This is a genomic window from Paenibacillus sp. MMO-58 (genome assembly GCF_037146255.1).
GTDB lineage: Bacteria > Bacillota > Bacilli > Paenibacillales > Paenibacillaceae > Pristimantibacillus.
Genome location: NZ_JBBCVY010000010.1, coordinates 178,067 through 201,906, shown reverse-complemented (window position 1 = coordinate 201,906; position 23,840 = coordinate 178,067). Strand labels below are relative to the sequence as shown.

21 protein-coding genes are annotated in these 23,840 nt (G+C 51.1%); 6 read left to right on the top strand and 15 right to left on the bottom strand.

What is annotated here, in order from left to right:
* The first annotated feature begins 9 nt into the window (after positions 1-9).
* Entirely contained in the window at positions 10-627 is a 618-nt protein-coding gene (locus WFJ73_RS25790) for a DUF975 family protein (RefSeq protein ID WP_336775812.1), read from the top strand.
* A 281-nt stretch (positions 628-908) separates the two neighbouring features.
* Here WFJ73_RS25790 and WFJ73_RS25785 read toward each other — a convergent pair whose 3' ends face one another.
* The 5 genes from WFJ73_RS25785 to WFJ73_RS25765 form a co-directional block, all read right to left on the bottom strand.
* Positions 909-1,943: a FecCD family ABC transporter permease gene (locus tag WFJ73_RS25785; RefSeq protein ID WP_336775811.1), complete on the bottom strand. Its 1,035-nt coding sequence runs from the start codon at positions 1,941-1,943 to the stop codon at positions 909-911.
* 3 nt (positions 1,944-1,946) lie between these two features.
* Complete coding sequence (locus tag WFJ73_RS25780) at positions 1,947-3,023, bottom strand: FecCD family ABC transporter permease (protein ID WP_336775810.1); 1,077 nt, start codon at positions 3,021-3,023, stop codon at positions 1,947-1,949.
* A gap of 146 nt (positions 3,024-3,169) precedes the next feature.
* Complete coding sequence (locus WFJ73_RS25775; protein WP_336775809.1) at positions 3,170-4,177, bottom strand: iron-hydroxamate ABC transporter substrate-binding protein; 1,008 nt, start codon at positions 4,175-4,177, stop codon at positions 3,170-3,172.
* Between the two features lie 236 nt (positions 4,178-4,413).
* Complete coding sequence (locus WFJ73_RS25770) at positions 4,414-5,286, bottom strand: carbohydrate ABC transporter permease (protein WP_317982344.1); 873 nt, start codon at positions 5,284-5,286, stop codon at positions 4,414-4,416.
* Positions 5,287-5,304: 18 nt separating this feature from the next.
* Positions 5,305-6,252, bottom strand: coding sequence for an ABC transporter permease (locus WFJ73_RS25765; protein ID WP_317982345.1), 948 nt, complete (start codon positions 6,250-6,252; stop codon positions 5,305-5,307).
* 157 nt (positions 6,253-6,409) lie between these two features.
* Here WFJ73_RS25765 and WFJ73_RS25760 point away from each other — a divergent pair, with 157 nt between their 5' ends.
* The 3 genes from WFJ73_RS25760 to WFJ73_RS25750 all read left to right on the top strand — a co-directional run bounded on the left by WFJ73_RS25760 (position 6,410) and on the right by WFJ73_RS25750 (position 11,628).
* Positions 6,410-8,158, top strand: coding sequence for a histidine kinase (locus WFJ73_RS25760; RefSeq protein WP_336775808.1), 1,749 nt, complete (start codon positions 6,410-6,412; stop codon positions 8,156-8,158).
* Positions 8,159-8,195: 37 nt separating this feature from the next.
* On the top strand, positions 8,196-9,803 hold the full coding sequence (locus tag WFJ73_RS25755; protein ID WP_336775807.1) for a response regulator transcription factor: 1,608 nt from the start codon (positions 8,196-8,198) through the stop codon (positions 9,801-9,803).
* A 118-nt stretch (positions 9,804-9,921) separates the two neighbouring features.
* Complete coding sequence (locus WFJ73_RS25750) at positions 9,922-11,628, top strand: ABC transporter substrate-binding protein (protein ID WP_336775806.1); 1,707 nt, start codon at positions 9,922-9,924, stop codon at positions 11,626-11,628.
* Positions 11,629-11,689: 61 nt separating this feature from the next.
* Here the strand turns inward: WFJ73_RS25750 and WFJ73_RS25745 are convergent, their stop codons facing one another.
* From WFJ73_RS25745 to WFJ73_RS25730, 4 genes are all read right to left on the bottom strand, one after another.
* Positions 11,690-12,664 (bottom strand): glycoside hydrolase family 43 protein, encoded by a 975-nt coding sequence (locus tag WFJ73_RS25745; RefSeq protein ID WP_336775805.1) that lies wholly within the window; start codon positions 12,662-12,664, stop codon positions 11,690-11,692.
* Positions 12,665-12,694: 30 nt separating this feature from the next.
* Positions 12,695-13,537 (bottom strand): carbohydrate ABC transporter permease, encoded by an 843-nt coding sequence (locus WFJ73_RS25740; protein ID WP_336775804.1) that lies wholly within the window; start codon positions 13,535-13,537, stop codon positions 12,695-12,697.
* A gap of 2 nt (positions 13,538-13,539) precedes the next feature.
* Positions 13,540-14,424, bottom strand: coding sequence for a carbohydrate ABC transporter permease (locus WFJ73_RS25735; protein WP_201006611.1), 885 nt, complete (start codon positions 14,422-14,424; stop codon positions 13,540-13,542).
* 121 nt (positions 14,425-14,545) lie between these two features.
* Positions 14,546-15,826, bottom strand: a complete 1,281-nt coding sequence (locus tag WFJ73_RS25730) for an ABC transporter substrate-binding protein (protein ID WP_442955990.1) — start codon at positions 15,824-15,826, stop codon at positions 14,546-14,548.
* Positions 15,827-15,973: 147 nt separating this feature from the next.
* Between WFJ73_RS25730 and WFJ73_RS25725 the strand changes: the two genes are divergently transcribed.
* Positions 15,974-17,044: a GntR family transcriptional regulator gene (locus WFJ73_RS25725; RefSeq protein WP_336775803.1), complete on the top strand. Its 1,071-nt coding sequence runs from the start codon at positions 15,974-15,976 to the stop codon at positions 17,042-17,044.
* Positions 17,045-17,656: 612 nt separating this feature from the next.
* Here the strand turns inward: WFJ73_RS25725 and WFJ73_RS25720 are convergent.
* Together WFJ73_RS25720 and WFJ73_RS25715 are read right to left on the bottom strand one after the other, a co-directional pair.
* Complete coding sequence (locus tag WFJ73_RS25720; protein WP_336775802.1) at positions 17,657-18,487, bottom strand: sugar phosphate isomerase/epimerase family protein; 831 nt, start codon at positions 18,485-18,487, stop codon at positions 17,657-17,659.
* A 307-nt stretch (positions 18,488-18,794) separates the two neighbouring features.
* Positions 18,795-19,079: a hypothetical protein gene (locus WFJ73_RS25715; protein WP_336775801.1), complete on the bottom strand. Its 285-nt coding sequence runs from the start codon at positions 19,077-19,079 to the stop codon at positions 18,795-18,797.
* A gap of 238 nt (positions 19,080-19,317) precedes the next feature.
* On the opposite strand from WFJ73_RS25715, the gene WFJ73_RS25710 reads away from it, so the two are divergent.
* Positions 19,318-19,935: a DUF975 family protein gene (locus tag WFJ73_RS25710; RefSeq protein ID WP_336775800.1), complete on the top strand. Its 618-nt coding sequence runs from the start codon at positions 19,318-19,320 to the stop codon at positions 19,933-19,935.
* A 51-nt stretch (positions 19,936-19,986) separates the two neighbouring features.
* Here the strand turns inward: WFJ73_RS25710 and WFJ73_RS25705 are convergent, their stop codons facing one another.
* From WFJ73_RS25705 to WFJ73_RS25690, 4 genes are all read right to left on the bottom strand, one after another.
* Positions 19,987-21,261 (bottom strand): hypothetical protein, encoded by a 1,275-nt coding sequence (locus tag WFJ73_RS25705; RefSeq protein ID WP_336775799.1) that lies wholly within the window; start codon positions 21,259-21,261, stop codon positions 19,987-19,989.
* A complete protein-coding gene (locus tag WFJ73_RS25700) occupies positions 21,242-21,784 on the bottom strand; it encodes a sigma-70 family RNA polymerase sigma factor (RefSeq protein WP_336775798.1) in 543 nt (180 codons plus the stop codon). Before WFJ73_RS25700 ends, WFJ73_RS25705 begins: the two co-directional genes overlap by 20 nt.
* Positions 21,785-22,386: 602 nt before the next feature.
* Positions 22,387-22,821, bottom strand: a complete 435-nt coding sequence (locus WFJ73_RS25695; RefSeq protein ID WP_336775797.1) for a rhodanese-like domain-containing protein — start codon at positions 22,819-22,821, stop codon at positions 22,387-22,389.
* 104 nt (positions 22,822-22,925) lie between these two features.
* Positions 22,926-23,813: a LysR family transcriptional regulator gene (locus tag WFJ73_RS25690; RefSeq protein WP_336775796.1), complete on the bottom strand. Its 888-nt coding sequence runs from the start codon at positions 23,811-23,813 to the stop codon at positions 22,926-22,928.
* Positions 23,814-23,840 lie beyond the last annotated feature (27 nt).

Genomic DNA, 23,840 nt, shown 5'->3' with positions numbered 1-23,840 from the left:
ATTTTCGCAATGAACGTTACTTATTCAGAACTTCGAGCAAGAGCAAGGGAAAGTCTGCAAGGCAATTGGGGCAAATCGATTCTGGCCATCATTGTATACGGCATTGTTGCCGGCCTCATCGGTTTGCTAAATTTCATCCCTGTAATCGGCTATATTATTCAGATACTTACAGGCGGAGCTTTTGCACTAGGCTTAATTATTTTCTTTGTTGGCATTGCACGGAATGAGGGTCCGCAAATTAGTGAAGTATTCAGCGGCTTTTCTCATTTTATTAAAGCTTTTTGTGTCTATTTCCTTATGACTCTCTTCACCGTTTTGTGGTCGCTATTGCTCATTATTCCCGGTATTATTGCGTACCTTCGTTATTCGCAGGCTTATTACATTCTGCAGGATAATCCGGATATCGGGGCGCTTGAAGCGATTCGTCAAAGCAAACAATTAATGAAAGGCCGCAAGTGGAAGTTTTTTGTGCTTAATCTTACGTTTATTGGCTGGATGTTCCTTGCACTCCTTACTTTCGGTATAGGATTCCTATGGCTCTACCCTTATATCTTTGTCACCCAAGCTCATTTCTACGACGAGATTACGGGCAGAACAACGCCTCCTCCTCATCCCGCATCCTTCTAACGAAACGTAGAATGCTTATTTGGCGAAAATCCAGCATTACGAGATTCTAACGAAACGTAGACACGCTATTTTCACGAAAATGCCTCGCAAGGCAGCTTAAACAGGCAAATAACGATACCAGGTTTCGTTAGATTTCATAAGAGGACGAAATCGGCAAAATAAGAATATGACGTTTCGTTAGCTAATACGAAAAAGAGGCAGTTGCCTAAGCCAATGATATGGCTTTTGGTAACTGCCTCTTTGCCTATACGCATGGGAATACGGGCTCCATCATCTACCGCTTATCCTTTTGTCCGAAACATTAAGTAGAGGAAATATGGAGCTCCAATAACCGCAACAACGATACCTGTCGGGATCTCCGACGGCTGCAGAATCCATCTGCCAAGCGTATCGGCTACAAGAACAAGCAGACCTCCGGCAAGCGCCGTGGCGGGAAGCAGGATCTGGTAGCGCTGGCCGACCAGTCTTCTGGCCAAATGCGGCGCGATCAGCCCAACAAAGCCGATACTGCCGCTGACCGCTACGCAGGAGCTTGCCAGGCCAACGGCAGCGGCTAGAAGCCAGATCTGCTGCTTCGCAACGGCTGCTCCAAGTCCCGTAGCAAGCGGTGCGCCAAGATTAAGGACATTAATCGTTTGCGACTTGAAATAAACGAAAGGCAGCAACACTACGATAAATGGCAGCAATGCCGTAACGTAGCTCCAGTCCTTGCTCCAGATGCTTCCCGCTATCCATGTCGATACGAATTGATACTGCTCCGGATTAATCCGCAAGGAGACCAGAATCGTCACCGCCGAGAAGCCCGAGCTGATCGCTACGCCGTTCAGCACAAGCCGGTTCGAGGACAGTCCCTTATGCTTGCGGTAAGAGATAATAAAGACCAGCAATGCGGCAACGCCGCCTCCCAGCCAAGCGAGAATCGGTAGCAAATACGCCGGCGCTGCTGTCGGTGAAGAATAGAATGCTACATAGAGCAGAATAACCATGCCTGCACCGGAGTTAATTCCGATTATGCCGGGGTCAGCCAGCGCATTTCTGGTCAGAGCCTGAAGTACGGCGCCGGATACGGCCAGTCCCATGCCGATCAGAATGGAAATGACAATACGGGGCAGCCGAAAATCAAACAGCACCAGATGCTGCTGGGCGGTTCCGAAGCCAAAGAGCGTTTTGACCACGTCAAGAGGCGACATCCGGATAACCCCGGTGTTCATGCTTATTAGAAAGGCTGCAAGAATACCGATTAACATGACGGAAATAACAAGAGTACTTCGCCGTTTTCTGCGTAGTTCGGTTAAGGAAATGATCGTCCCTTTCATCGCTTACAGCTCCCTCCTTTCCTTGTTGGCAAGGTACAGGAAGAATGGAACGCCAATCAGCGCAATCATTGTGCCAATAGGTGTCTCATAAGGAGGATGGACCGTTCTGGCAGCCAAATCCGCAAGCACAACAAGCAAAGCGCCAAGCACGGCCGAGGTTGGAATAATCCATTTGTAATCCACGCCTACCAGCTTGCGGGCCACATGCGGAACAAGTAGGCCGATAAAAGATACCGCCCCTGCCACCGATACCGCCGAACCCGCCAGCATAATGACGATGATAACGCCTGCCAGCTTAACGGGTCCCGTCCGCAGGCCAAGACCCTTGGACACTTCTTCGCCTAGACTCAGCATCGTGATGGAACGGGACAGCACCATTGCCGCGATAAGCGCAACGCCTACCCACGGAAACATAATTTTAAGCTGCTCCCAGCGGATACCTGCAACCCCTCCGGCATACCAGAAGGCAAGCTCCTGGCCAATGCGGAAGTATAACGCAATTCCTTCGCTTAATGCGGTTAACAAAGCGGACAGCGTTACGCCCGCAAGCACCATCCGCATTGGAGTCAGCCCTCCGCGTACGGATGCCCCAAGAACAACGACAACAATAGTGCTGACTGCCGCGCCAAGGAAAGAGAATAGAATAAGGTAGGGATAAGAAAGACCCGGGAAAAAAGCAAAGCATAAAGCAATAGCAAAGCCGGCGCCGGAGTTCAGGCCAAGCAGACCGGAATCGGCAAGCGGGTTACGCGTCATGCCTTGCATAATCGCGCCCGCAACCGCAAACGCGCTGCCTACCAGCATACAGCCTAGTACCCGCGGCAAGCGCAGCTCCTGAATAACCTGATGCTCCTTCAATTCCGGATTAAAATGAAAAACGGCATCCCATACCATCAAAAATTTGATGTCCATCGCGCCAAAAGAAACCGATAGTCCCAGCGCCAGAACCAGCGCAACAAGACCTCCGAGAATGATAAGAATTGCGGTTAGCGGCCGGGAATACAGCCGTTCAACCTCCTGGCCCGCCAACGCGGGTTCGGATTCCAATTGAGAGTTATGCAGCCTAGAGTTCTCAGCCATATCGTCTTATCTCCGCTCCAACTGAATTAATATAAGTACTGTATAGAGGAAATTATACTCTCTTTACTAACGCAAGGCGAAACGCCGTTCAGAACGGCAAAAAAGGGAGCAGCAGCTCCCTCTAATCCCTACTACTCCGTATTTCATTATTTCAAGAGATCTTTCAAGACATTGTCGATCATTTGGGAGCTTGCTACCGGTCCGTAGTACAACCAGCTGGACGTCCTGTCATATTCATAAACATGACCGTTCTTAACAGCCGGAATGGATTGCCAGATCGGATCTTTCAACGCTTCAGAGCCGGTCGCTTTGTCGCTGTTAACCAGAATCAGATGGTCAGCGTCCAGATCGGCAAGCTTCTCAAGGGAGATTTCATTCCAGCTGCCCGTTCCGGAAGCGGAAATTTCTTTCACGACATTCGGAACTTTCAGGCCAAGGTCGTTATAAAGAACCGTGCCGCTCGAAAGTTTATCGCTAACCACAAAGAATTTGTTGCCTACAAGCCAAATTGCCGCAACCGATTGGTCTGGAATGGCTGCCTGAAGCTTTGTTTTCGCGTCTGCCGCTTTCGCATTGTAATCGTCAAGCACCTTTTGAGCTTGATCTTTCTTCTGCAGCACTTCACCGATTTTCAGAAGCGCTTTGCGCCAATCGCTATTCACTTCGTCGCCCAGAACAAAGGTTGGGGCAATCTTCGCGTATTGATCGTATTTGCCTCCGTCAGCCGTGCTGTTAGCGCCAAGGATCAGCAGATCCGGAGTGAAGCTTGTTACCGCTTCGTAAGGAAGATCATACGCGATTGTCGGAATATCCTTCAAATCGCCTTGCAGGTATTCTTGAATACCGTTTGCTACGCTCCATTGCGCAACCGGCTTCACGCCAAGAGCGACCAGGTAATCTTCCAGGTAGGAAGCGATAATTCGTTGCGGATTAGCCGGAATCGTAACTTCGTGACCCATGCCGTCCGTCAGCTTCTGCTCCGTTGGTGCTGCAGCCGTCTCCGTCGTTGCAGGTGTCGGCGATGCGCTTTCCGTTGCCGCCGCGTTATTCGCATTACCGTTATTTTCTTTATTCCCTCCGCATGCCGCAAGTACAAGCGAAAGAGACATTACACTCAGAAGTACAATAATTAGCTTCTTCCCTTTACCGAACACAAATACGTCCCCCTATAAGCTGTTACGCCGTAATCTCGTTAATTGACTAAAGTGATGATAACAATTCTCATTATCAAAGTCAATCCTTAATTATAGGAAGAAACGCAAACACGATCCCTATTCGGTGCTCCTCTCATAAATGTTGCGTTTGATGACAAAAAAAACCTCTAATCGTAACCACTCGGGATGAGCGGCCGCGTTTAGAGGCTAATTTTGTTTCCGTATGGAATTCCGGTCTATTCCTTCACGGCGCCGATTACGACACCTTTCACGAAGAAGCGCTGGAGAAACGGATATACGATCAGAATCGGCAAAGCGCCGATGAAGATCTGCGAAGCGCGGAGCGTCCGCTGCGACATATTCGCGATAGCGGCTGCGTCGAATGACGTCATGTCCGACTGCACGATAAGCGTCTGCATAAAGCTCGCGAGCGGAAGCTTGGCCGCGTCCTTCATGTAGATCAGGCCGTCAAAGTACGCGTTCCAGTGGCCAACCATCGTGAACAGCCCTACGGTCGCAAGCGAAGGCAGCGAGATCGGCAGATAGATGGAGAAGAAGCTCCGAAGATGGCCCGAACCGTCCATAAATGCCGCTTCCTCCAGCTCCTTGGGCACCGTGCGGAAGAAGTTCAAGAGCAGAATCATATTGTAAGCCGCCACGAGACCCGGCAGGATAAGCGCCATAAGGTTATTGATCAGATGCAGCTTCAGGATAAGAATGTAGCTTGGAATGAGGCCGCCGCTGAACAGCATCGTAATGACGAAGTACCACAGGTAAATGTTTCTCGCGCGGAATACTCTAGTGTCCTTGGACAATGCATAAGCCGCAATCGCGTTCACGAACAGGCCAAGCGCCGTGCCGAGCAAGGTACGCTCGATGGCTACCCACAACGCGGTAAGAAAGTTCTTATTGTCGAACGTCTTGGCATACGCCTCGAAGGTAAAGCCTTTCGGCCAGAACGTGACCAAGCCTCCGTTCGCGGCGGCGCTGGAGCTTAAGGACACCATGAGCAAATGGAACATGGGCAGCAGGCAAAGAATCCCGATGACGAGCAGAATGACGTTATTAAACGCGCTGAACACGCGATAGGGTATCGTTTTGTGATACATGGGTTCCCCTCCCCTTTCCTAGAAAATCCGGTAACCGGCGAATTTGTAGGCAATCCGGTACGAGATCACGATCAGAACCAGACTGATGACCGACTTGAACAGACCAACCGCCGTTGCGAAGCTGAACTGACCGCTCAACAGGCCTTCACGATAAACAAACGTGTCGATGATGTCGCCCTGCTGGTAGATCATCGGGCTGTACAGGTTGAACACCTGGTCGAAGTTGGCGTTCAGCACGTTACCCATGGCAAGCGTTGCGACTACGATCAGCATTGGCAGGAGCGACGGAAGCGTGATGTGCATCGTCTGCTTCCAGCGGGTCGCCCCGTCTACCTCCGCCGCCTCGTAAAGGGCCGGATTAATCCCAGAGAGCGCAGCCAGGAAGACGATGGTGTTGAAGCCAAATTCCTTCCAGACGTCGCTTACGACGATGGTCATCCGGAACCAGCTGCCATCCCCGAGAAAGAAGATCGGCTGAATGCCAAAAACGCTTGTCAGGAACTGATTGACGATACCGGTCTGGCCCAGCACGTCGATCAGGATGCCGGACAGCGTAACCCAGGACAGGAAGTGGGGCAGGTAGACCAGCGTCTGAACGGAGCGCTTCAGTCCCATGTTGCGGACTTCGTTGAGCAGAAGCGCGAAGGCGAACGGGATGATGAGGTTCAGGACGATTTTTGAACTGGCGAACAGCAACGTATTCCCTATGATTTTCACAAAGTAATCGTTGGAGAACATGTAATTGAAATGCTTGAATCCCACCCATGGCGAATGAAGGAAGCCAAGCCGGGCCTTATAATCCTGAAAGGCCATCACGACACCCGACATCGGGATGTAGGAGAAGACAAACGACAGCAGAACGGCCGGCAGCACCATGAAGTGGAGAATCCATGGCTGCTTGTAGCGTCGTCTTTTGCCGGCTTTCGGCGGTGTCGATAATTCGAGACTGTTTGTTGTATTTTCCATGGCACTCTCTCCTATCTATTTTCTAAAAATCGTTAACTGGTATAATGGAGCAAATCCTTGCTTAGCTATCGTAGCAATCAAGCGCATCGTCCCACTATAGGACATTGTTAGGATCGATAGGGTTTTGTTAGGCATATCTCCGGGGGGAACGGAATCTATGAAGAAAACGAGACAGTCATTGCAGATCAGCCTGTTCGTCAAATACTTGGGGCTTATTATCCTGCTGTTTATACCGATCGGCATTTTATTCGCATATTCCAATAATGTCGCCACAGGCGTCATCGGCAAGGAAATCCGCAACTCGAACATCAAGCAGCTCAGCTTCCTGTCCAGCCAGATTGAATCCCGGATTAACCAGACGATGGATTTCGTGTTTACCTTTTCGAAGGATCCCAACGTGCAGAAATACAACGGACTTAACATCTGGGACGATAACTACGACTGGATGCAGACGCGATATATGGTTTTGGAGAAAATGGCGCTTCAGTCCGGCGTCGTCAACATCTGGCCGGTCGAGTTCACGGTGTATTCGCAGCTGCACAAGGAAGCGCTCTCAAATTCCAGTACAAGCGCCGCGTATGACGAGGAGTATCTGGAGCGCCATATATCGAAGAACTGGACCTATAGCGAAGGAGCGTCGGGGACGGAAGGAATGGCATTCCGCTGGTTTTATGCCGACTCGCTTGGCCAGCAGAAGCTTACGGGCAGCAATCTGGTCGTAGGAGCCAGCTTCGGCGCCTCGAACATCCAGAATATGCTGGATACGTACAAGGAAGGCGGACAAGGCGATCCCCTCTTCTACGCCCCGGGCCAGAAGCCGATTCTGAACAGAAGCGCCTCCCCGGAGCTTGCGGAGGAGTTGACGCGTTACTTGGACGGCCAAAAGCTGGAGGATTCGATGCAGAAGACGATCAAGCTGAACGGGCAAAGCTATCTCGTCAGCCTGGTGAAGTCGCCGCAGCTGGAGTGGTATCTCGTTGATCCGGTGCCTCTTGACCAAATTCTCGGCCCGATCTCGTCCAGCCGGAATTTGTTTTACCTGGCTATGGCCCTGTTGCTCGTTATCGGAGCTTTCTTCTCGATCGTGCTCTACCGCGACGTGCAGCGCCCGATTCTGAAGCTGATCCGCGGACTGAAGAAAGTTCAGCTCGGCGATTTCTCGGCTCGCATCCATGCCAAGGCGAACAGCGAATTTACCTTTCTGTTCTATCGGTTTAACGATATGTCGGCGCAGATCGAGACGTTGATCGACAACGTGCTGAAGGAGCGGCTGATCGCGCAGGAAGCAACGATGAAGCAGCTGCAGGCGCAGATCAATCCCCATTTTTTATATAACTGTCTAGGGTACATGATCAATATGGCGCAGATGAAGGATGAAGAGGCCGTCGTCAAGATGGGCTACAGCCTTAGCGCTTACTATCGCTACATCACCCGGATGGAGAAGCCGGTATCCAGCCTTCAGGACGAAATACAGTTAATCGTTAACTACCTGGATATTCAAAAAATGCGGAACGGACGGATCCACTATTCCATAGATATCCCGGATGAGATGCGGGGACAACAGGTACCGCGGCTTATGCTGCAGCCCCTGGTGGAAAACGCCGTCATTCATGGGGTAAGCAAATCCTATTCCTCCGGGGAGATCCGCATCGCCGGACGGATCGACGGCGGCTTCTGGCGAATCTTCGTCGATGACGACGGACCCGGTCTGGACGGAGAAAAGCTGGAGCTGATGAATCAAAAAATGAAAGGCCCTATGCAGGACGAGATGGGGTACGGGCTTTGGAACACCAATCAGCGGATTATCCATTGCTTTGGCCCCCGCTCCTCCCTGTCCTTCTCCTCCTCCGAGCTTGGAGGCTTCCGGACCGAGATCGTATGGGAGATTCCGAAGGAAGCTTCATAATTCCAATTAAGCAGCACACATACAAGGAGGCTCTTCCATGCAATTGTTAATCGTAGACGACGAAGCCCACTGGGTTGAGAACCTGTCCATGCACAAGCCTTGGCATACGCTTGGGATCGAGCATGTCCACCGCGCCTATTCCGCCCGCGAAGCGCTGCAAATCATCGGCACGAATCCGATCGATATCGTCATTTCGGACGTGCTTATGCCGGAGATGACCGGGATCGAGCTTATCGAAAAGATTCGGGAGCAGGACAAGCGAATCAAGTGCATCATCCTGTCCGGCCATGCCGACTTCGAATACGCCAAGGAGGCGCTTCGGCACCATGCCGTAGACTATTTACTGAAGCCGCCGACCAACGAGGAGCTGCTTGGCGCCGCGCAAACCGCGATCGATCAGCTTAAGGCGGAATGGGAAAGCATCAGCTCCCAGGAACGAACGGAGTTCGCCCTGCGCGAGAACCTTCCGCTCCTTAGGGGCCAGCTGCTTCTTGGCGCCTTCCGGGGAGAACGGATAGCGGAAGAGGAATGGATCCGGAAGCTGGACATGTACGGCTTGCCATTCCGGAGCGGATCCTGCGCGCTGGCGCTCGTGCGCCTGGAGGATGAATTCGGCCATTACCGGGGCAACGGACAGCATCTTGTGGAATACGCCATTATGAATATTGCGGAAGAGATTCTCCAGGAATTCATGGGCGTATGGAGTGTTAAAGAGGAGCACGGATACCTGGCCTTTCTGCTGCAAGCCAAGGAGCATCCGGCGGTAGACCGGCCCGACATTCTGCTCGAGAAGCTAGCTATGCAGATACAGGCCAAGGTGAAGCAATTCCTGAAGGGTGCCGTCTCCATCGTGGTGACGGATACGTTCCTCTTCCCCGAAGAGCTGCCGGAGCAATACCGGCAAGCGGTCTCCTACTTCCGGCAAATCGTCGGGGATGAACAGGAATTTGTCATGAAGGTGGACGGTACGAAGAAAACGGCCGCTTTTGGCGCGCTTGATGTCATTCACGGTCATCCGGGGCTCCTCAACCTCGCGGAAGCTGGCCGCTGGGATGCTGCGGAAGACAAGCTGGCCGCAGCGTTCGACGAGCTGGAGGACAAAGGCTCCGAGTCATGGGAGCATTGTCTCGAGATGGGCTATACGATCAGCTCCGCCTTCATGCACCTTGCCCATCGAAGCGGCCACACCTTGGCGGATTTAATTGGGCCGGATATGGAGCTGCTGCAAAGCGGGGAAGCCTTCGCTTCGATCGGCAAGCTGCGGAAGTGGTCGCTTAACGCTCTGGCGAAGCTGCGCGAAGGAACGGCCCACGACGCAAAGAATGCCCGCTCCCAATACGTGCAGAAGATCAGGGATTACGTGGACAAGCATCTTCATCTCGACGTATCACTGCGCGCGCTGGCGGATTACGTCAACCTTCACCCTACTCACCTGTCGAAAATCTATAAGCTGGAGACCGGTGAAGGGATCAGCGACTACGTAGCTTCCGTTCGGATGGAACGCGCCTGCCACCTGCTGAAGGCGACCGACAAGAAGATTTACGAAATCAGCGCCGACATCGGCTACCTGGATCCCGCTTATTTCATCAAGGTGTTCAAGCGGCAGTTCGATGTCACACCGCAGGAATATCGGGATGGACGTTGATTTTTCGCCAACAGCCTAAGAGAGTCCTACGAAAACTAATATCGCCATATAGATGCCGTCCCCGAACTCTTGATAGAGTTACACATGAAGACACCAAACAACGTTGGGGGATAGATAAATGAGCAAACTCAAGAAAAATTGGCTCGTACCTGCTGCCATGTCGCTCGTCGTTCTGGCCGGCTGCTCGAATAATAACGGCGGAAACAACGCAAGTCCTTCCGCTAATGCCGACGCAAGCCCTTCCGCTACGGCATCCGCGGAGCAATCCGCTGCCGACAAGGCTTTCGCGGCAGGCAAATACGACCCGGCAATCGAGATCAGCACCATTCTTATGCCGAAGAAGTATAGAGAGGGCGAGACCAAGGAAAACAACGTCCACACCCGCTTTATGGAGGAAAAGCTTGGCATTAAGCTGAGCAAGGATACCTGGTTCCCGGCAGGCAGCGACCAATACAAGCAGCAGCTCCAGCTTGCCCTGACTTCCGGAGAGAAGCTGCCCGACTTCATTATGGTGCCAACCGATCCGGTTCTGACCAACCAGCTGATCGATTCCGGCGAATTTATGCCGATCGACGAGCTGTTCGACAAGTACGCGAACCAAACCTGGAAGGACCACGCAGCCAAGCATCCGGAGCTGTGGTACCCGTTCACCAAGGACGGCAAGAAGTGGAACCTGCCTATTATGGAATACACCGATAACGACGATACCGTGCTCTGGCTGCGCGAGGACTGGATGGAGAAGCTGAACCTGCAAGCTCCGAAAACCATCGCGGATCTCGAGAACATTCTGGATAAGTTCAAGAACGAGAACCCGGACGGCCTGGCTGCGAAGGATGTTTATCCTCTCGCCGTCTCGCTTAAGAACAACACGAATACGTGGATGGGCGGCCTGGATTGGCTGTTCGGCGCTTACGGCACGATTGAGGAGCAATGGAACAAGGATGCTAACGGCAACCTGGAATACGGCTCCGTAAATCCGGGCGCAAAGCAAGCGCTCGCGAAAATGCAGGAATGGATGCAAAAAGGCTACATCCATCCGGACGCTGCCCTCTGGGATGAAGGCAAGTCTGCCGAAATCTGGACCAAAGGCAATGCAGGCGTCTTGCCTGGCGCAAACTGGGTTCCGGACTGGCCGGCTCCCGACCTTCTGAAGAACGTAAAAGGAGCCAAATACAAAGCTTATCCGGTTCCGGCCGGACCGGACGGCAAGATCGGCACGAAATGGCAAAACTCCGGCGTTAACAGCAGCTTTATGATCAACAAAAACGCCGAGCATCCGGAAGCTATCATTCTTTATTACAACTACTTGCTGGATAATCTCGCGAACCCGGCCGTTGGCAGCGAATACGAGTACGGCTTCGCCAAAGGCTACGACTGGGATGTCGTCGACGGGGAACCAACAAGCGACCAATCGAAAATCAAGGACTTCAACAATGACTTCCAGTTCATTACCGGCCCTGCCCGTATTCCGGACTTGTACATGAAGACGCTGGTGAAGCTGGCGGAAGGCAATAAGCCGGAAACACCTTACGAGAAGCAGCTGTTCGAATTCCGCAAACCGGAGAACTGGTACGCTGCGAAGGTGGTTATGTCGCAGATCGACGTCCGCAAGCAGAACTACTTCACGGGCGCGGCAACGCCAACAATGATCTCCAAATGGAACCTCCTCCGTCAGTCCGAGCTGGAGACGTTCAACAAGATCATTTACAACAAGCTTCCGATCGACGCATTCGATACCTTCGTCTCCAGCTGGAAATCCAACGGCGGCGATCAGATTACCCAGGAAGTTAACGACTGGTTCAAGTCGGTATCGCAATCGCAATAACAATAGCATGCGCAAAAAAGGACGGCTCGAGAATGATCTCGAAGCCGTCCTTCTTCTTTTATTATTGGTTCAATGCCGCAACGGATGCCCGGAAATCCGGTCTTCCGTCTTCGGTCCACTTCAGCTCCGTCACAAAGGTATGACGGTTCGGGTCATACAGCGGGTCGCCTACAATCTCTTTGTAGGTTCTGGCGTGGAAGACAAACAGCGCGGTTGAACCGTCCTCTGCTACCGTAAAGTTATTATGGCCGGGACCATAAAGGCCAAGCAGCTCATCGGTTGTCAGCACCGGTACCGGCGATTTGTCCCACGAAGCCGCATCAAGCAAATCCGCATCGGCGGAGGCTTCCAGAATTCCCATGCAATAGTTGAAGTCCGTTGCGCTTGCGGAGTAGGACAGGAAGACGCGGTCTCCTCTGCGGATAAAGGCTGCCCCTTCATTCACCTTAAAGCCGATTCTTTCCCAGTCCAGATCCGGAATAGAAATCATCGTTTGCTTGCCTGTGAGCGTCCACGGATTGCTCATTTTCGAAATATACAGATTGGAATTCCCTTCAATAGCCGGATCCTTCTGCGCCCAGACGTAGTACCTTTCCCCGTTATGTTCGAAGGTTGTGGCATCCAGCGAGAAGCTCTCCCAAGCCGCGCGCACCTGCCCCTTTTCCACCCACACGCCTTCCAGCGGGTCGGCAGCGCCGCACTCCAGAACAAACATCCGATGGTCGAACAAGCCTTCATTGGTCTCCGAAGTATGCGCCGCGGCGAAGTAGACATACCATTTGCCATCGATAAAATGCAGCTCCGGCGCCCAAATATTCGCGCTTAGCAGCCCAGTCTCGTGCTTTCTCCAAACAACGGCCGGCACGGCCTCCGCAAGTCCTTGAATCGTATCCGCTTTGCGGATTTCAATTCGGTCATACTCGGGGACGGAAGCAACAAAGTAATAACAGCCATCCGTATGTCTATAAATGAAAGGATCTGCTCTTTGTTCGATTAGTGGTTTAACTCCGTTAATTCCCGATTGGTGGACTCCCATCCTGTCACCTGCTTCTATTAGTATTAGTCATTAGCCTTTAACGCCACCCACGGTTAAGCCGGAGACGAAATAGCGCTGGAAGAAAATAAAGACGATCATAATCGGCACAATCGCCAGCACGGAGCCGGCAATAAGAATATCGTAGTTGTTGCCGTACGGCGTAACGAGACTGGACAGACCGATCGGCAGCGTCAGCTTCTCTCCCGAGTTCAGGACGATAAGCGGCCAGACAAAGCTGTTCCAGCTGGCGAGCGCCTGCACGATAATCATCGCGCCAAACGCCGGAGTCATAAGCGGCACGAAAATTTTGAAGAAAATGCCGTATTCGGAGCAGCCGTCGATTCTACCCGCATCCATGAAATCCTTCGGAAGCCCCGCCGCGTATTGGCGGAAGAAGAAGATCGGCAGCGGCGATACGACAAACGGCAGGATCACGCCGCTGAACGTATTGATCAGGTTCATCGCGATCATCTGCTTGTACAGCGGCAGCATGATAATCTCTACCGGTACCATCATGACCAGAAGGACAAACAGGAAGATGATATTGCGGCCCCTGAAACGATACATCGCTAGCCCATATCCAACCATGGAGGAGAGCAGCATGCAGAAGATCGTATATATAACGGTTACGATTAAACTGTTTTTGTACCAGATCAGGTATTTCTCCGCCCCGCTCGAGAAAATAAACGAATAGTTATGGAAGGATAGCAGCTCCGGCTGCAGGCGAATGTTCAGACCGAAGCGAAGCAATTCCTTTGACGGCTTGAACGAAGCTAACAGCAGGCTGTAGAAAGGAAAGACCGACAAGGCCGCAAATAGAACGAATAAGGCCAGCAAAAGCCAGGTTTGAGGACGATTCCATTTGGTACTCACGTTCAATCCTCCTTCCTAAACAAGCCGAATAAGCGAAGCTGAATGACATTAAGGACCATCGTAAGGAGCAGCAGGATCATCCCGATTGCCGAACCAAGCCCAAGCTCGTTCTTTTCGATGCCGCTGCGGTATAACAAGCCGATCATGGTAAGGCCAATATCGTTTGGCGAGTGGTTGCCGCTCCACAGAATGAAGCTTTCCGTAAACATGGAGTACCCGCCGTAAATGCTGATCGTAATGACGTAAATCGAAATCGGTTTGAGCAGCGGCAGCGTAATACGCCAGAATTTGTTCCAGGTATTCGCCCCGTCGATGCTTGCCGATTCGTAAAGCTCGCTTGGAATAGACTGCAAGGCCGACATAAAGTAAATGATGTTAATGCCCAGATAACGCCATGTCGCCAAGATGACCAACACGAGCATGCCCGACGCGCTGCTGCCAAGCCAGTTGATGGTCTCGAAGCCAAAGGCATGGCGGAACGTATTCATGACGGAGTTATCGAGCGAGCCAAATACGAGCCGGAATACGATGCCCGCTACAACAACCGAAGTCAAAGCCGGCAGAAACAGGGTCGAGCGGAAAAACGCGCTCCACTTCATCAGCTTCGAGTTAAGGAACACCGCAAGCACGAGCGGCAGCGGAATGAGGACGAGAATCGTCCAGAACGTATATTTCGAGCTGTTCCAAAGCGCGGTATAAAAGGAATCATCCCAGAGATTCCTGTAGTTGTCTAAGCCAATGAAATGGGTCTGGCCCGGCAGTACTTCCTGAAAGCTCATAATGAAGGTCGATATAACGGGATAGACGAAAAAGATCGCAAGCGAAAGCACAAACGGCAGCACAAAAACATAAGGGGCGACTCGCTGATTGTATAGTATCTTTTTCATTCGGACGCTCACTCGCTCCTTCCTGATCAGGATCACTTCGCTGAAGGACCGCCATGCATTGCATTGGGTCCTTCAACGAAGCGGTTAAGCTTGTTTTTTCAGCTAGACTGTCAGCTTCCTTCTACTTAATGCTCGCCGCTGCATCGTCCAATACTTGCTTCGGATCCTTCAGATCGTTAAGCGCCTGGAACATCGCCTTTGTCTTGATCACGTCGGATACGGCAGGCGTTTTCTCTTTGATATTCGTAGGCGCGATTTCGTCCTTGAGGCTGCTGAGGAACGTAAAGATATCTTTGCCGAAGTAGTCGGTATATTTGTTCGACTCGTTCATAGCCGGATCCGTCCACGCATCCGTACGGATCGGGTCAAAGCCAAGCTGTTTCCAGATCTCGATATTGCCTTCTTTGGATACTTTCGCGAACTCGAGGAACTTCTTAACCAACTCTTGGTTCTTCGATTGATTGGTAATAACCGTACCCGTACCGCCCATACCGGAGGAACGCATTTCGCCTTGTTTGAATACAGGCATTGGTTTGATGATGATTTTGCCTTTCAGGTCAGGCATGTAGTCCGTGAAACGGCCCATGTACCACATTGGCATCCAGATGGAAGCGGCGCCGCCGCCGTTCATAAATCCGTAGTATTCTTCCGCGTGATGGAAGCCGCCCGGCGCTACAACGGCTACCTTTTCTTTTACAAGCTTCTGCAGATAGGTCAGCACATCCACATTCGCTTGGTCGTTAAGCGTTACATTGCCGTCTTTATCGAGGAAGTCCGAACCGTGCTGAACGACCAGCGGCCAGAACGACCATTGGTCCGTTGTTTCAACGGTAGTCATCGGCTTGCCGGTTTTCTCGAGCACCTGCTTGCCTGCTGCTTCGTAATCATCCCAGGTGATGATCTTGTCGGCATCTACGCCTGCTTGATCGAGAATTTCTTTATTGTAGTAAATCACTTCCGCGCCTACGTGGTAGTCGATTCCGTAGTATTGTCCGTCCTTGGCGTAGTTGTCGAGGCGGGACATAACGAGATTGTCTTTATTCGGTTCTACGATATCGTTGAGCGGTACGAGCTGAGGCTCGCCTTTGAGGAAGTTGCCGATTTTGCTGATCTCGATGTCGGCCATGTCCGGAGCGCCTTTTCCGGATTGCAGCGCAACCTGCAGTTTGTTGTGGTTATCGTCGTACGGGAATGTCGTAGCTACCAGCTTAATCTTCTCGTCCGGATGCGCCGCATTCCATTTGTCCGCCATGCTCTCGAAAAATTGCTGATGAAGTTCATTAAAAGTCCAAAAGACAACCTTGGTTGCTTTGCCCGAGGACCCCCCGGAACTGCTGCAAGCGGATAAGACCAACATGAGTGCCAATGCCAAGGTTGCTGTTAACGTAATCCCTTTTTTCATTTGACGTTTCCCCCTCACATATTGGTTAAGCTTTTGTTACCTGACCATTGTAAGCGCTTCACAATTAGATTATAATAGGCGTAAAGTATTATTTATATATCCAATTGGTTATAAAAACATATTTATTTATTGAGAGTAGGTGCCTTCATGAAAAAGACAGCTCTGTATAAGCAAATCCAGATTGAGATCAAGGAACGAATTGCCTCCGGGCAGCTCCGGCCGCTCGACCGCATTCCTTCCGAGCAAGAATTAATGGATGAATTCAAGGTCAGCAAGATTACCGTTAAGAATGCATTGACGGAGTTAGCGGATGAAGGACTCGTCACTCGCATTCAAGGCAAAGGAACGTTTGTTGCGGCGGATTTGAAGCCTGTCGAAGTGAAGACGCCTGCTCCCGAGCCTGAGCCTGAACCTGTCCAAGTCCCTCTTGTTGGCTTCATTATCCCTACCATGAAAACAACCGTTATCCAGAAGCTCGTTGATTATATAGAGTTCTATTTGAAGGAAGCCGGCTTCCAAATGATTCTGAGCATTACCCGCGAGCATGCGGCAGAGGAATCCAGGGCGATAACCGCTTTGGTCGATGCCGGCGTTCAGGGGCTTATCGTGTTTCCGACTGAGGATGAGAAATATAACGAGTCCCTTCTGCGGCTGTCTCTCGATAAGTTCCCCTTTGTGTTTATTGACCGTTTCCTGCGCAATATCGAGACGTATACCATTACTTCGGATAACGATGGCGGCGCCTACCGGACCGTAACGCATTTGTTATCGAAGGGGCATCGGCAGATCGCGCTGATCTCGCCGGAGAACGCCAACACGACTATTGAAGACCGGACGACGGGTTTCGAGAAAGCCTATATCGATCAAGGCGAATCCATCGACAAAAGCCTCTGGTGCCATGTGCCGCTGGATGTGCTGCGCAGCGAGGGGGCTCTTGATTATGTAACGGACTTCCTGAAGTCGCATCCGACTATCAGTGCCGCCTTTACGCTAACCGAGGAAATTGCCGGCCTGACCTGGCAGTCTCTCCAGCTTCTCGAGCGCCGCACGGACGTCGAGCTCTTCTCCTTCGACAATCCGGACATCCCGAATGTCCCTTACGTCCAGCAGGACGAGCAGGAGCTCGCCCGCTCCGCGGTTATGCTGCTGCAGGACCAAATCGGGCAAACCTACGACCCGCGGCATATCGTTGTGCCGGTGCAGCTGGTGTTTCCGTGAGGCTTGCGTATCAGGCCATGCCTCGTCAAGTGGGCTCTTCGCGAGGGGCTAACGATGCTGGGCATCAGCAATGACTGATTCAGCCCGTTTCGGGCCAGACTTTGACGTTTAAGGGTTGCTTAACAATGTCCAACATTGTTAAGGAGCTGGTAAAGTTATTTTTTTGGAGTCTTAGCGATGCGGCGCATCGTTAAGATTAGAATGGTTTACGTGGAAGGCAGCTAGATTTCGTGTATAGGAGCTCTAAGGCGCGCTGTCGACAACAAAATGCAGAAGTACAGGTAAATATGATCCACCGTGGCGCGGCGGGCCATCGTAATGCAAAAGTACAGGTCATTCGCTAGTTGCACCCCATAAATGCCTCGATTCACTCGATTAACCTGCACTTTTGCAGCTGGATGCGTTAGTTTAGGGGTTAGTTGGAATAGAGAGTGGCTGCTGCTTGCTATTAATAATCAGTTACTTGCGGTAGCTGAGGCAATCGATAGTTGCTTTTTCGTGCTACAGCTCCATACGGGATGATGGTGTGCCACACGATAATCCGGCCGAGATCAGCCCAATAGAAAAAGGCTCTCCCGACAGGGAGAACCTTTTTCACTTTCATACACTCTATTAGATATTCGCAAACACCTTGTCAAACCCGGCTTTAGAGCGCTCGAGCGCTTCTTCGACCGAGCTGACGATGTCGCCTGGAGCAAGAATTTCTTGGGCAACCGCGCCGGTGTAGCCGATTTTCTTCAGACTGCGAAGGAAACCAGGCAGATCGATGACGCCTTCGCCCGGATACACGCGGTCATTGTCCAGTACTTGCTCGACCGGAATGTCTTTTGCATCGTTAATATGGACATGGACAATCTGCTCAGGGGACAGCTTTTCGATATCCTCCGTGCCAAGCCCGTTGGTATACCAATGATATGCATCAAACAGCAGGCCAACGTTCGGAGCATTGATTGCATCCGCAAACGCAAGCGTGTCCTCCATCGAGTAGATAAACGGATAATTCCAAGCCGTACGCAAATGATGCGGTCCAACAAACTCCAATCCAAGCTTAACGCCGTAACTATTTAACACGTTTGCACATTCTCTAAGACGGCGGACGGCCTGAATGGTGAAAATTCCCGGAGATACGTCTGTAGCCGGCAAAATATAAGTGCAGCTCGCCGTACAACCCAGCTGTGCCGCGGCTTTCGCCTCCTCCTCCAGTTGAGGCAACCCGTCCCGGAACGCCTCATCCGTAGCGCGCCATTCTACAGGAAAGCCGCAAGATCCTATCGAAATCCCGTTTGACGACAGCAATTCCCGCGCGCCGTCCAAGCCATATGTATGAATAAGTTTTGCAGCATCCAGATCTACCGATTGAAACCCGTAACGTGCCGCCTGTTCAATAAATGCTTTGTCATCACCGATTGGTCCAAGTCCTGCACGCGTTAACCCTTTCAGCATCTAATCAGCTCCATCCGATTGTAAATAAGTACTAGCTTTATTATACAAGAGCCCTTCCCCTGTCACTATTATAAAAAGGCGCCATAAAAGCCGTTAAATGGCGCCTTTTTATTCTGCTTTATTACAGTAGCCTATCGAGCAGTCGCACCAATCCAACCGCCGCTTTCGAGCGGGCAACTTCCTTATCCGTAGCGAAGTTTCCGTAGCCGGCACCATTCATTATACCGGAGGAAAAAGCCTTGTTAATCGCTTCAAGCGCTCAGCCGGAGATAGCGTTAATGTCGTTATATTGGTGTGTATTCCCCGTCTAGGATAATGTCGCGTATAAAAGCAATGTCCCAATGCTGCCCACCCATAACAAAGGTACACAGTTTGTTATTATTGCAGCCCTCTTATAGCGCCTGTGTATGGACCAGGCAATAATGGCGCTAGCGATCATAAAGAGCGGATAAACGCCAAGGCCCAATACAAACAAAATGTTTAATGCCGTGAAACCTCCGTCAAACGACATAAAAGACATCCCGAACGTAAACAGCCACGGAATCAGAAACAGCAAATAAATAATCTGGCTAATAACGAGATATTTCTTCAATTTTATCCCCCTAAATTCTATATGACCTTAATAGTTCGCTATGCGGAAAAAATATCCTTTTGCTTATTTTCAGGAATGTTCACGCTGTTCCCCCCGTATATTTAGATGGATATCCATAACAGCCCTAAACCAGGCTGTTTGAGTGATAATTCTTTTAAGCTTATGCTTTCGACGCAAGAATCATCATAACAGCCCTAAACCAGGCTGTTTGAGTGATAATTCTTTTAAGGAGGTACATATGAACGCATCGTACTCGGAACTGCGGGCCAGAGCGAGAGAAAGCCTGAGCGGCAATTGGGGAAAAGCGATCGGAGGCTTTCTGCTGGCCATATTAATGGGGGCCGTTGTAGGACTGATCAACTATTTGATCCCGGTACTCGGCAATGTCGTAAGCATCCTGATTAGCGGCTCCATCTCACTTGGGCTCATCAGCTTCTATCTGGGCATTGCCAGGAAAGAGAACCCTCCTGTATCGGAGGTCTTTAGCGGCTTCGCCCACTTTATTAAAGCGTTCTGTCTGTACTTTATGATCGGACTATTCACTTTATTATGGACGCTTCTGTTTGTCATTCCGGGAATTATTGCGTCGTTTCGCTACTCGCAAGCGTATTTTATTCTCCGGGATAATCCGGATATCGGCGTTATGGATGCCATTAACGAAAGCAAACAAATTATGAAGGGCAATAAATGGCGCTACTTCGTGCTGCAGCTGACCTTTATCGGCTGGGCAATCCTGGCCGCGATTCCTTTTGGGCTGGGTTATCTTTGGCTGTGTCCATACATCAGCGTTACGCAAGCTCATTTCTATGATGAAGTGACCGGCAGAAATTCGCCTCCAACTCCTGATTCGTTCTAAGTACCCCATAACAAGAAAGAAGACAGCGGCATCCGCTGTCTTCTTTCTTGTTTAACCGGAGAAATCACTTTGCCGCAAATGAAACACCCATGGTCCCCGAAGGACAAAATTAGGTCGATTGATATGCAAAGTTAACTGCTTGCTCCCCGGTTCCATCGTACATTCCAAGTACTCCACTTCGCCCGTTTTCTCCTTAAGCTTAGCCATTCCGCTTTCCTCGGCGCCAATCATGTACAGCGAGGAAGGCGCCTGCTTGTCATAGTGAAAATCCGTGTAAACCCTAAGCGTCGTTGGAGAAATCTTTTCTACTTGAGTAATCGTAACCGGATAACCAGCAATTTCGAATGTTTTGTTCAGGTTATCCGTTGTTTCGGCCGGCACTTTCACGCTGACCTCATCCTTGTATTCGACGTTTATTTCCGGAATCGTAAGCGTATATGGTTCATCTAGCGTGCGGCCAAGCGGAAAATACAACTCGCTTTGGGGGCTGCTCAAGCCCTGAACCGTGGTGATCTCCAGCTTTTTGCCTTCCTTATTCACGACATTCAGCTTGAGACTTTCATCATGCATGTAGACGCCATGTATTCCGTAATCGATAATCCGAAAATCCTGCCGTGGAGGGGTAATTATAGACACCCTTGCTTTTCCGTCTACCTTATCCGTTATAGCCGTTATGGACAGCCCATTTGCTGTGGAGGTTGGACCAAGCTCGGAATAGCTGTCGAAGGATTCCGCCTTCGTTAGATGAATGGGTACTTCTATCGGAGCTTGCTCCCCAATAATCAGCTTGCTCCCCCCCTGTACATCCAGTTCTCCTTTATGCCAGAAAGCAGACGTCCAGACCGTTCCTCCCCAAGAAGCCATAGATGCGTCAATCGTTACGGCCTCACCTTGTGCATTAACTAGAGTAACATCCTTCAATCTGGTTGCATTTTGCCCGGTCATCGTTATATACGTCATTTCATGGTCGGACATCATGCCGGTAATAACAACGGATCCCTCTTCCCCGACCTTTACGTTGATGGGCTTGCTTAGGATGTACCGGACCTCCGGCGACTTCTCTTCTTTCACCATTCCCATTCCAGGGACAAACTGCAAGGCATTCTGAATAGCCGCCCATACCTTCGTATGGTTAACTAGCGCCGTAGATAATAGAAGGACAACAATTACAGCAGCAATAGATGCCCAGCCGCGTCTTAATCGCGTTGCCTTCCGCCTCTCTGTTCCTGCTTGCTCTATACCAAGGCGCGCCCTGTAACGAAGCTGCTCAGAGGGGATGGGAATGGTCTGCATTTGCTGCTTTATTTTATCGGAGCCCGTATCCATAATCTCCATCCTCCTCTACCCGTTTCCTTAGCTTTTTCAACGCCCGATACAGCAAGGTCTTTCCCGTGCCTAGCGGTATATCCAATACTTCCGTAACTTCCCGGATCGTTAGATCATAATAGAATCTTAGAATAACGACGCTTTTCTCCTCCGGCTCCAGAGCCTCCACCAGTTCCTTTAACGTAATCGACAACGAAAAATCCTCCTCATCGCTGACGGTTATCGATTCCAGATATTCCGGCTTCCATTGAATTTGTCTCTTCCGTTTGCGCAGCAGATCGATCGAACAGCTTATCGCAATCTTAATGAGCCAAGTTTTGAAATAAGCAGGCTCCTTCAGCTTGCGTATTCCCTTGAAAGACCGATACGCCGTCTCCTGTATGACATCCAAGGCATCCTCTTCATTCCCCACATGCACATAAGCCGCCCTATACAAATCCTCTTCATACTGCTGAAAAAGCTCCAAGTACGCGGACTCGTCGCCGCGCTGCGCCCTTCTCACCAGATCAATAATGCCCCTCACCTACTTTGCTTTAACCTCTCTGTTCTATAGATTAGACGCATGAGCGTTTCTTTTGGCTTTAGCAAAAAAAAATACCAATCGGGCGATGCCCCTTCGGCCGGAGGCGGGTAACACTAACGAAACTGTAACACGCTATTTCAGCGAAATGGAGCCGTTGGGAATTCTAACGAAACTACGTATCGTTATTCCCAATATAAGTGCCTCTTTTAGCTCAAAACGGCCAAATAGCGTTACCACGTTTCGTTAGTTTAGAAATCATGGTGTTTGGGGTCAAATAAGCATACGTAGTTTCGTTAGCGGGGAGTGTGCGGGAGCGACGGCGGCCATTAGCTGGGAATGCTGGAATCCGACAGCGTACATTAGCGGGAACGAGCGGGATCAGACGGTGAACATTCGCGAAAAAGCGGAATCGAAAGGCGCTCGTTAGAGGGGAAGACGGATAGAGCGGTACTTGCTAGTGGGGAAGGTATGCGCGGTGTCGGACAGCTATCGTTAGCGAGGGGAGCCGAGGTGCAGGCTGCATCAAGACCCCCCGTGTCATGCTGCGTAACTTTAGCAAAAAGCCAGATTCCCCTCTGGGAATCTGGCCTACCACTCACTCACTACCCCACCATCGGCGCGGTCTCCGCATGCGTGCCTTCTACCGGGTTGCCTTCTTTGCGCCAGTACTCGATGCCGCCAATCATCTCTTTTACTTTGAAGCCTAGACCGGACAAGCGCGCCGCGCCTTTGGTGCCGCCGTTGCATGCCGGGCTCCAGCAGTAAACCACGATGAGCTGCTCCTTCGAGAACGATGCCGTTGTCTCAGCCGTCATTTCTCTCGAAGGCAGGTTAACCGCCCCCGGAATGTGGCACTCGGCATACGCTTTTGGACTGCGTACATCAATCAGTAAAAAGTCATTGAGGCCATGCTGCATGTCGTAGTACACATCCGCTACGTCCGTCTCAACGGACAGCTTGTTCATATAGTGGCGGTGCGTAGCTTCCGGTGCTGCGGCAGGAGTTTCAAGGACGAGCGAAAAGGGTTGGTTTGTCATAACGAGTACCTCCAGTTAGGGATTTGCCAAATGCCTTGGCTTGTTGAATTCAATATAGCATGATCCCTAACAACGGAGTTATCGATGGTTTTCGATGGCATACTTCAATGATTCTGATGATTGCCTCCGCCAATTAGATCCACGAAGCCAAGAAAGGCTTTGGACTGCCATTTCTTCTTCGAATAGATCAGCTGGGTATAAAACCTGCAAGCCGGATGGTTAAAAGGCAATGCAATCAGCTGCTGCCTCCGAATTTCTTCGGCAGCCGCGATACGCGGCAGCAAAGCAACGCCAAGGCCATACACCACGCATTGCTTGATGGCCTCCATGTTCCCGAATTCATAAGAGGGCTTGCTGTCAATCTCGCCGTCCCGCAGCACTTTGAGCAGCATGGCCCGGTACGTGCAGCCATCCTCGGTGAGGATGAGAGGCTCGCCCGATAAATCCTCTGCACGAACCTCGCTTAACGCCGAGAATCGATGCTCGGGATTCGCGATAATAACAAGCTCCTCTTCCCTCAACACCACCGTATGGAGCTCCGGATCCGAGAACGGCGGGTCCAGGATAATGCCTACATCCAGCGTCCCCTCTTTGACGGCTTCTATAATAAGAGGCTCATTTCCCGGCTGCAGCATGATACTGATATCCGGGTACTGCTGGCGGTAAGCCTGCAAATAGGGCGGCAAGTAATAAGCAGCCAGCGTCTCAATTGTCCCGATAGATAGCGTCCCTTTGGACTGCTTCGACACGACTTCCTTCGATTCTTCGTGGAGCCTGATCACTTCCTTGGCATAGGGAAGCAGAGCCTCGCCGGCGATCGTCAGCCTCATGCTCCGGCCGAACCGTTCAACTAGTACGGCTCCGTACGACTCCTCCAGCCGCTGGATTTGCGTCGTAATGCTGGACTGGGCATAACCCAGAATTTCCGCCGCGCGGGTGAAGCTTCCGTGCTTCGCGACTTCGCAGAAGGTTTTTAAATAGGTTAATTCCACGCAAGAACCCTCCTTTTCGCCAAAAGC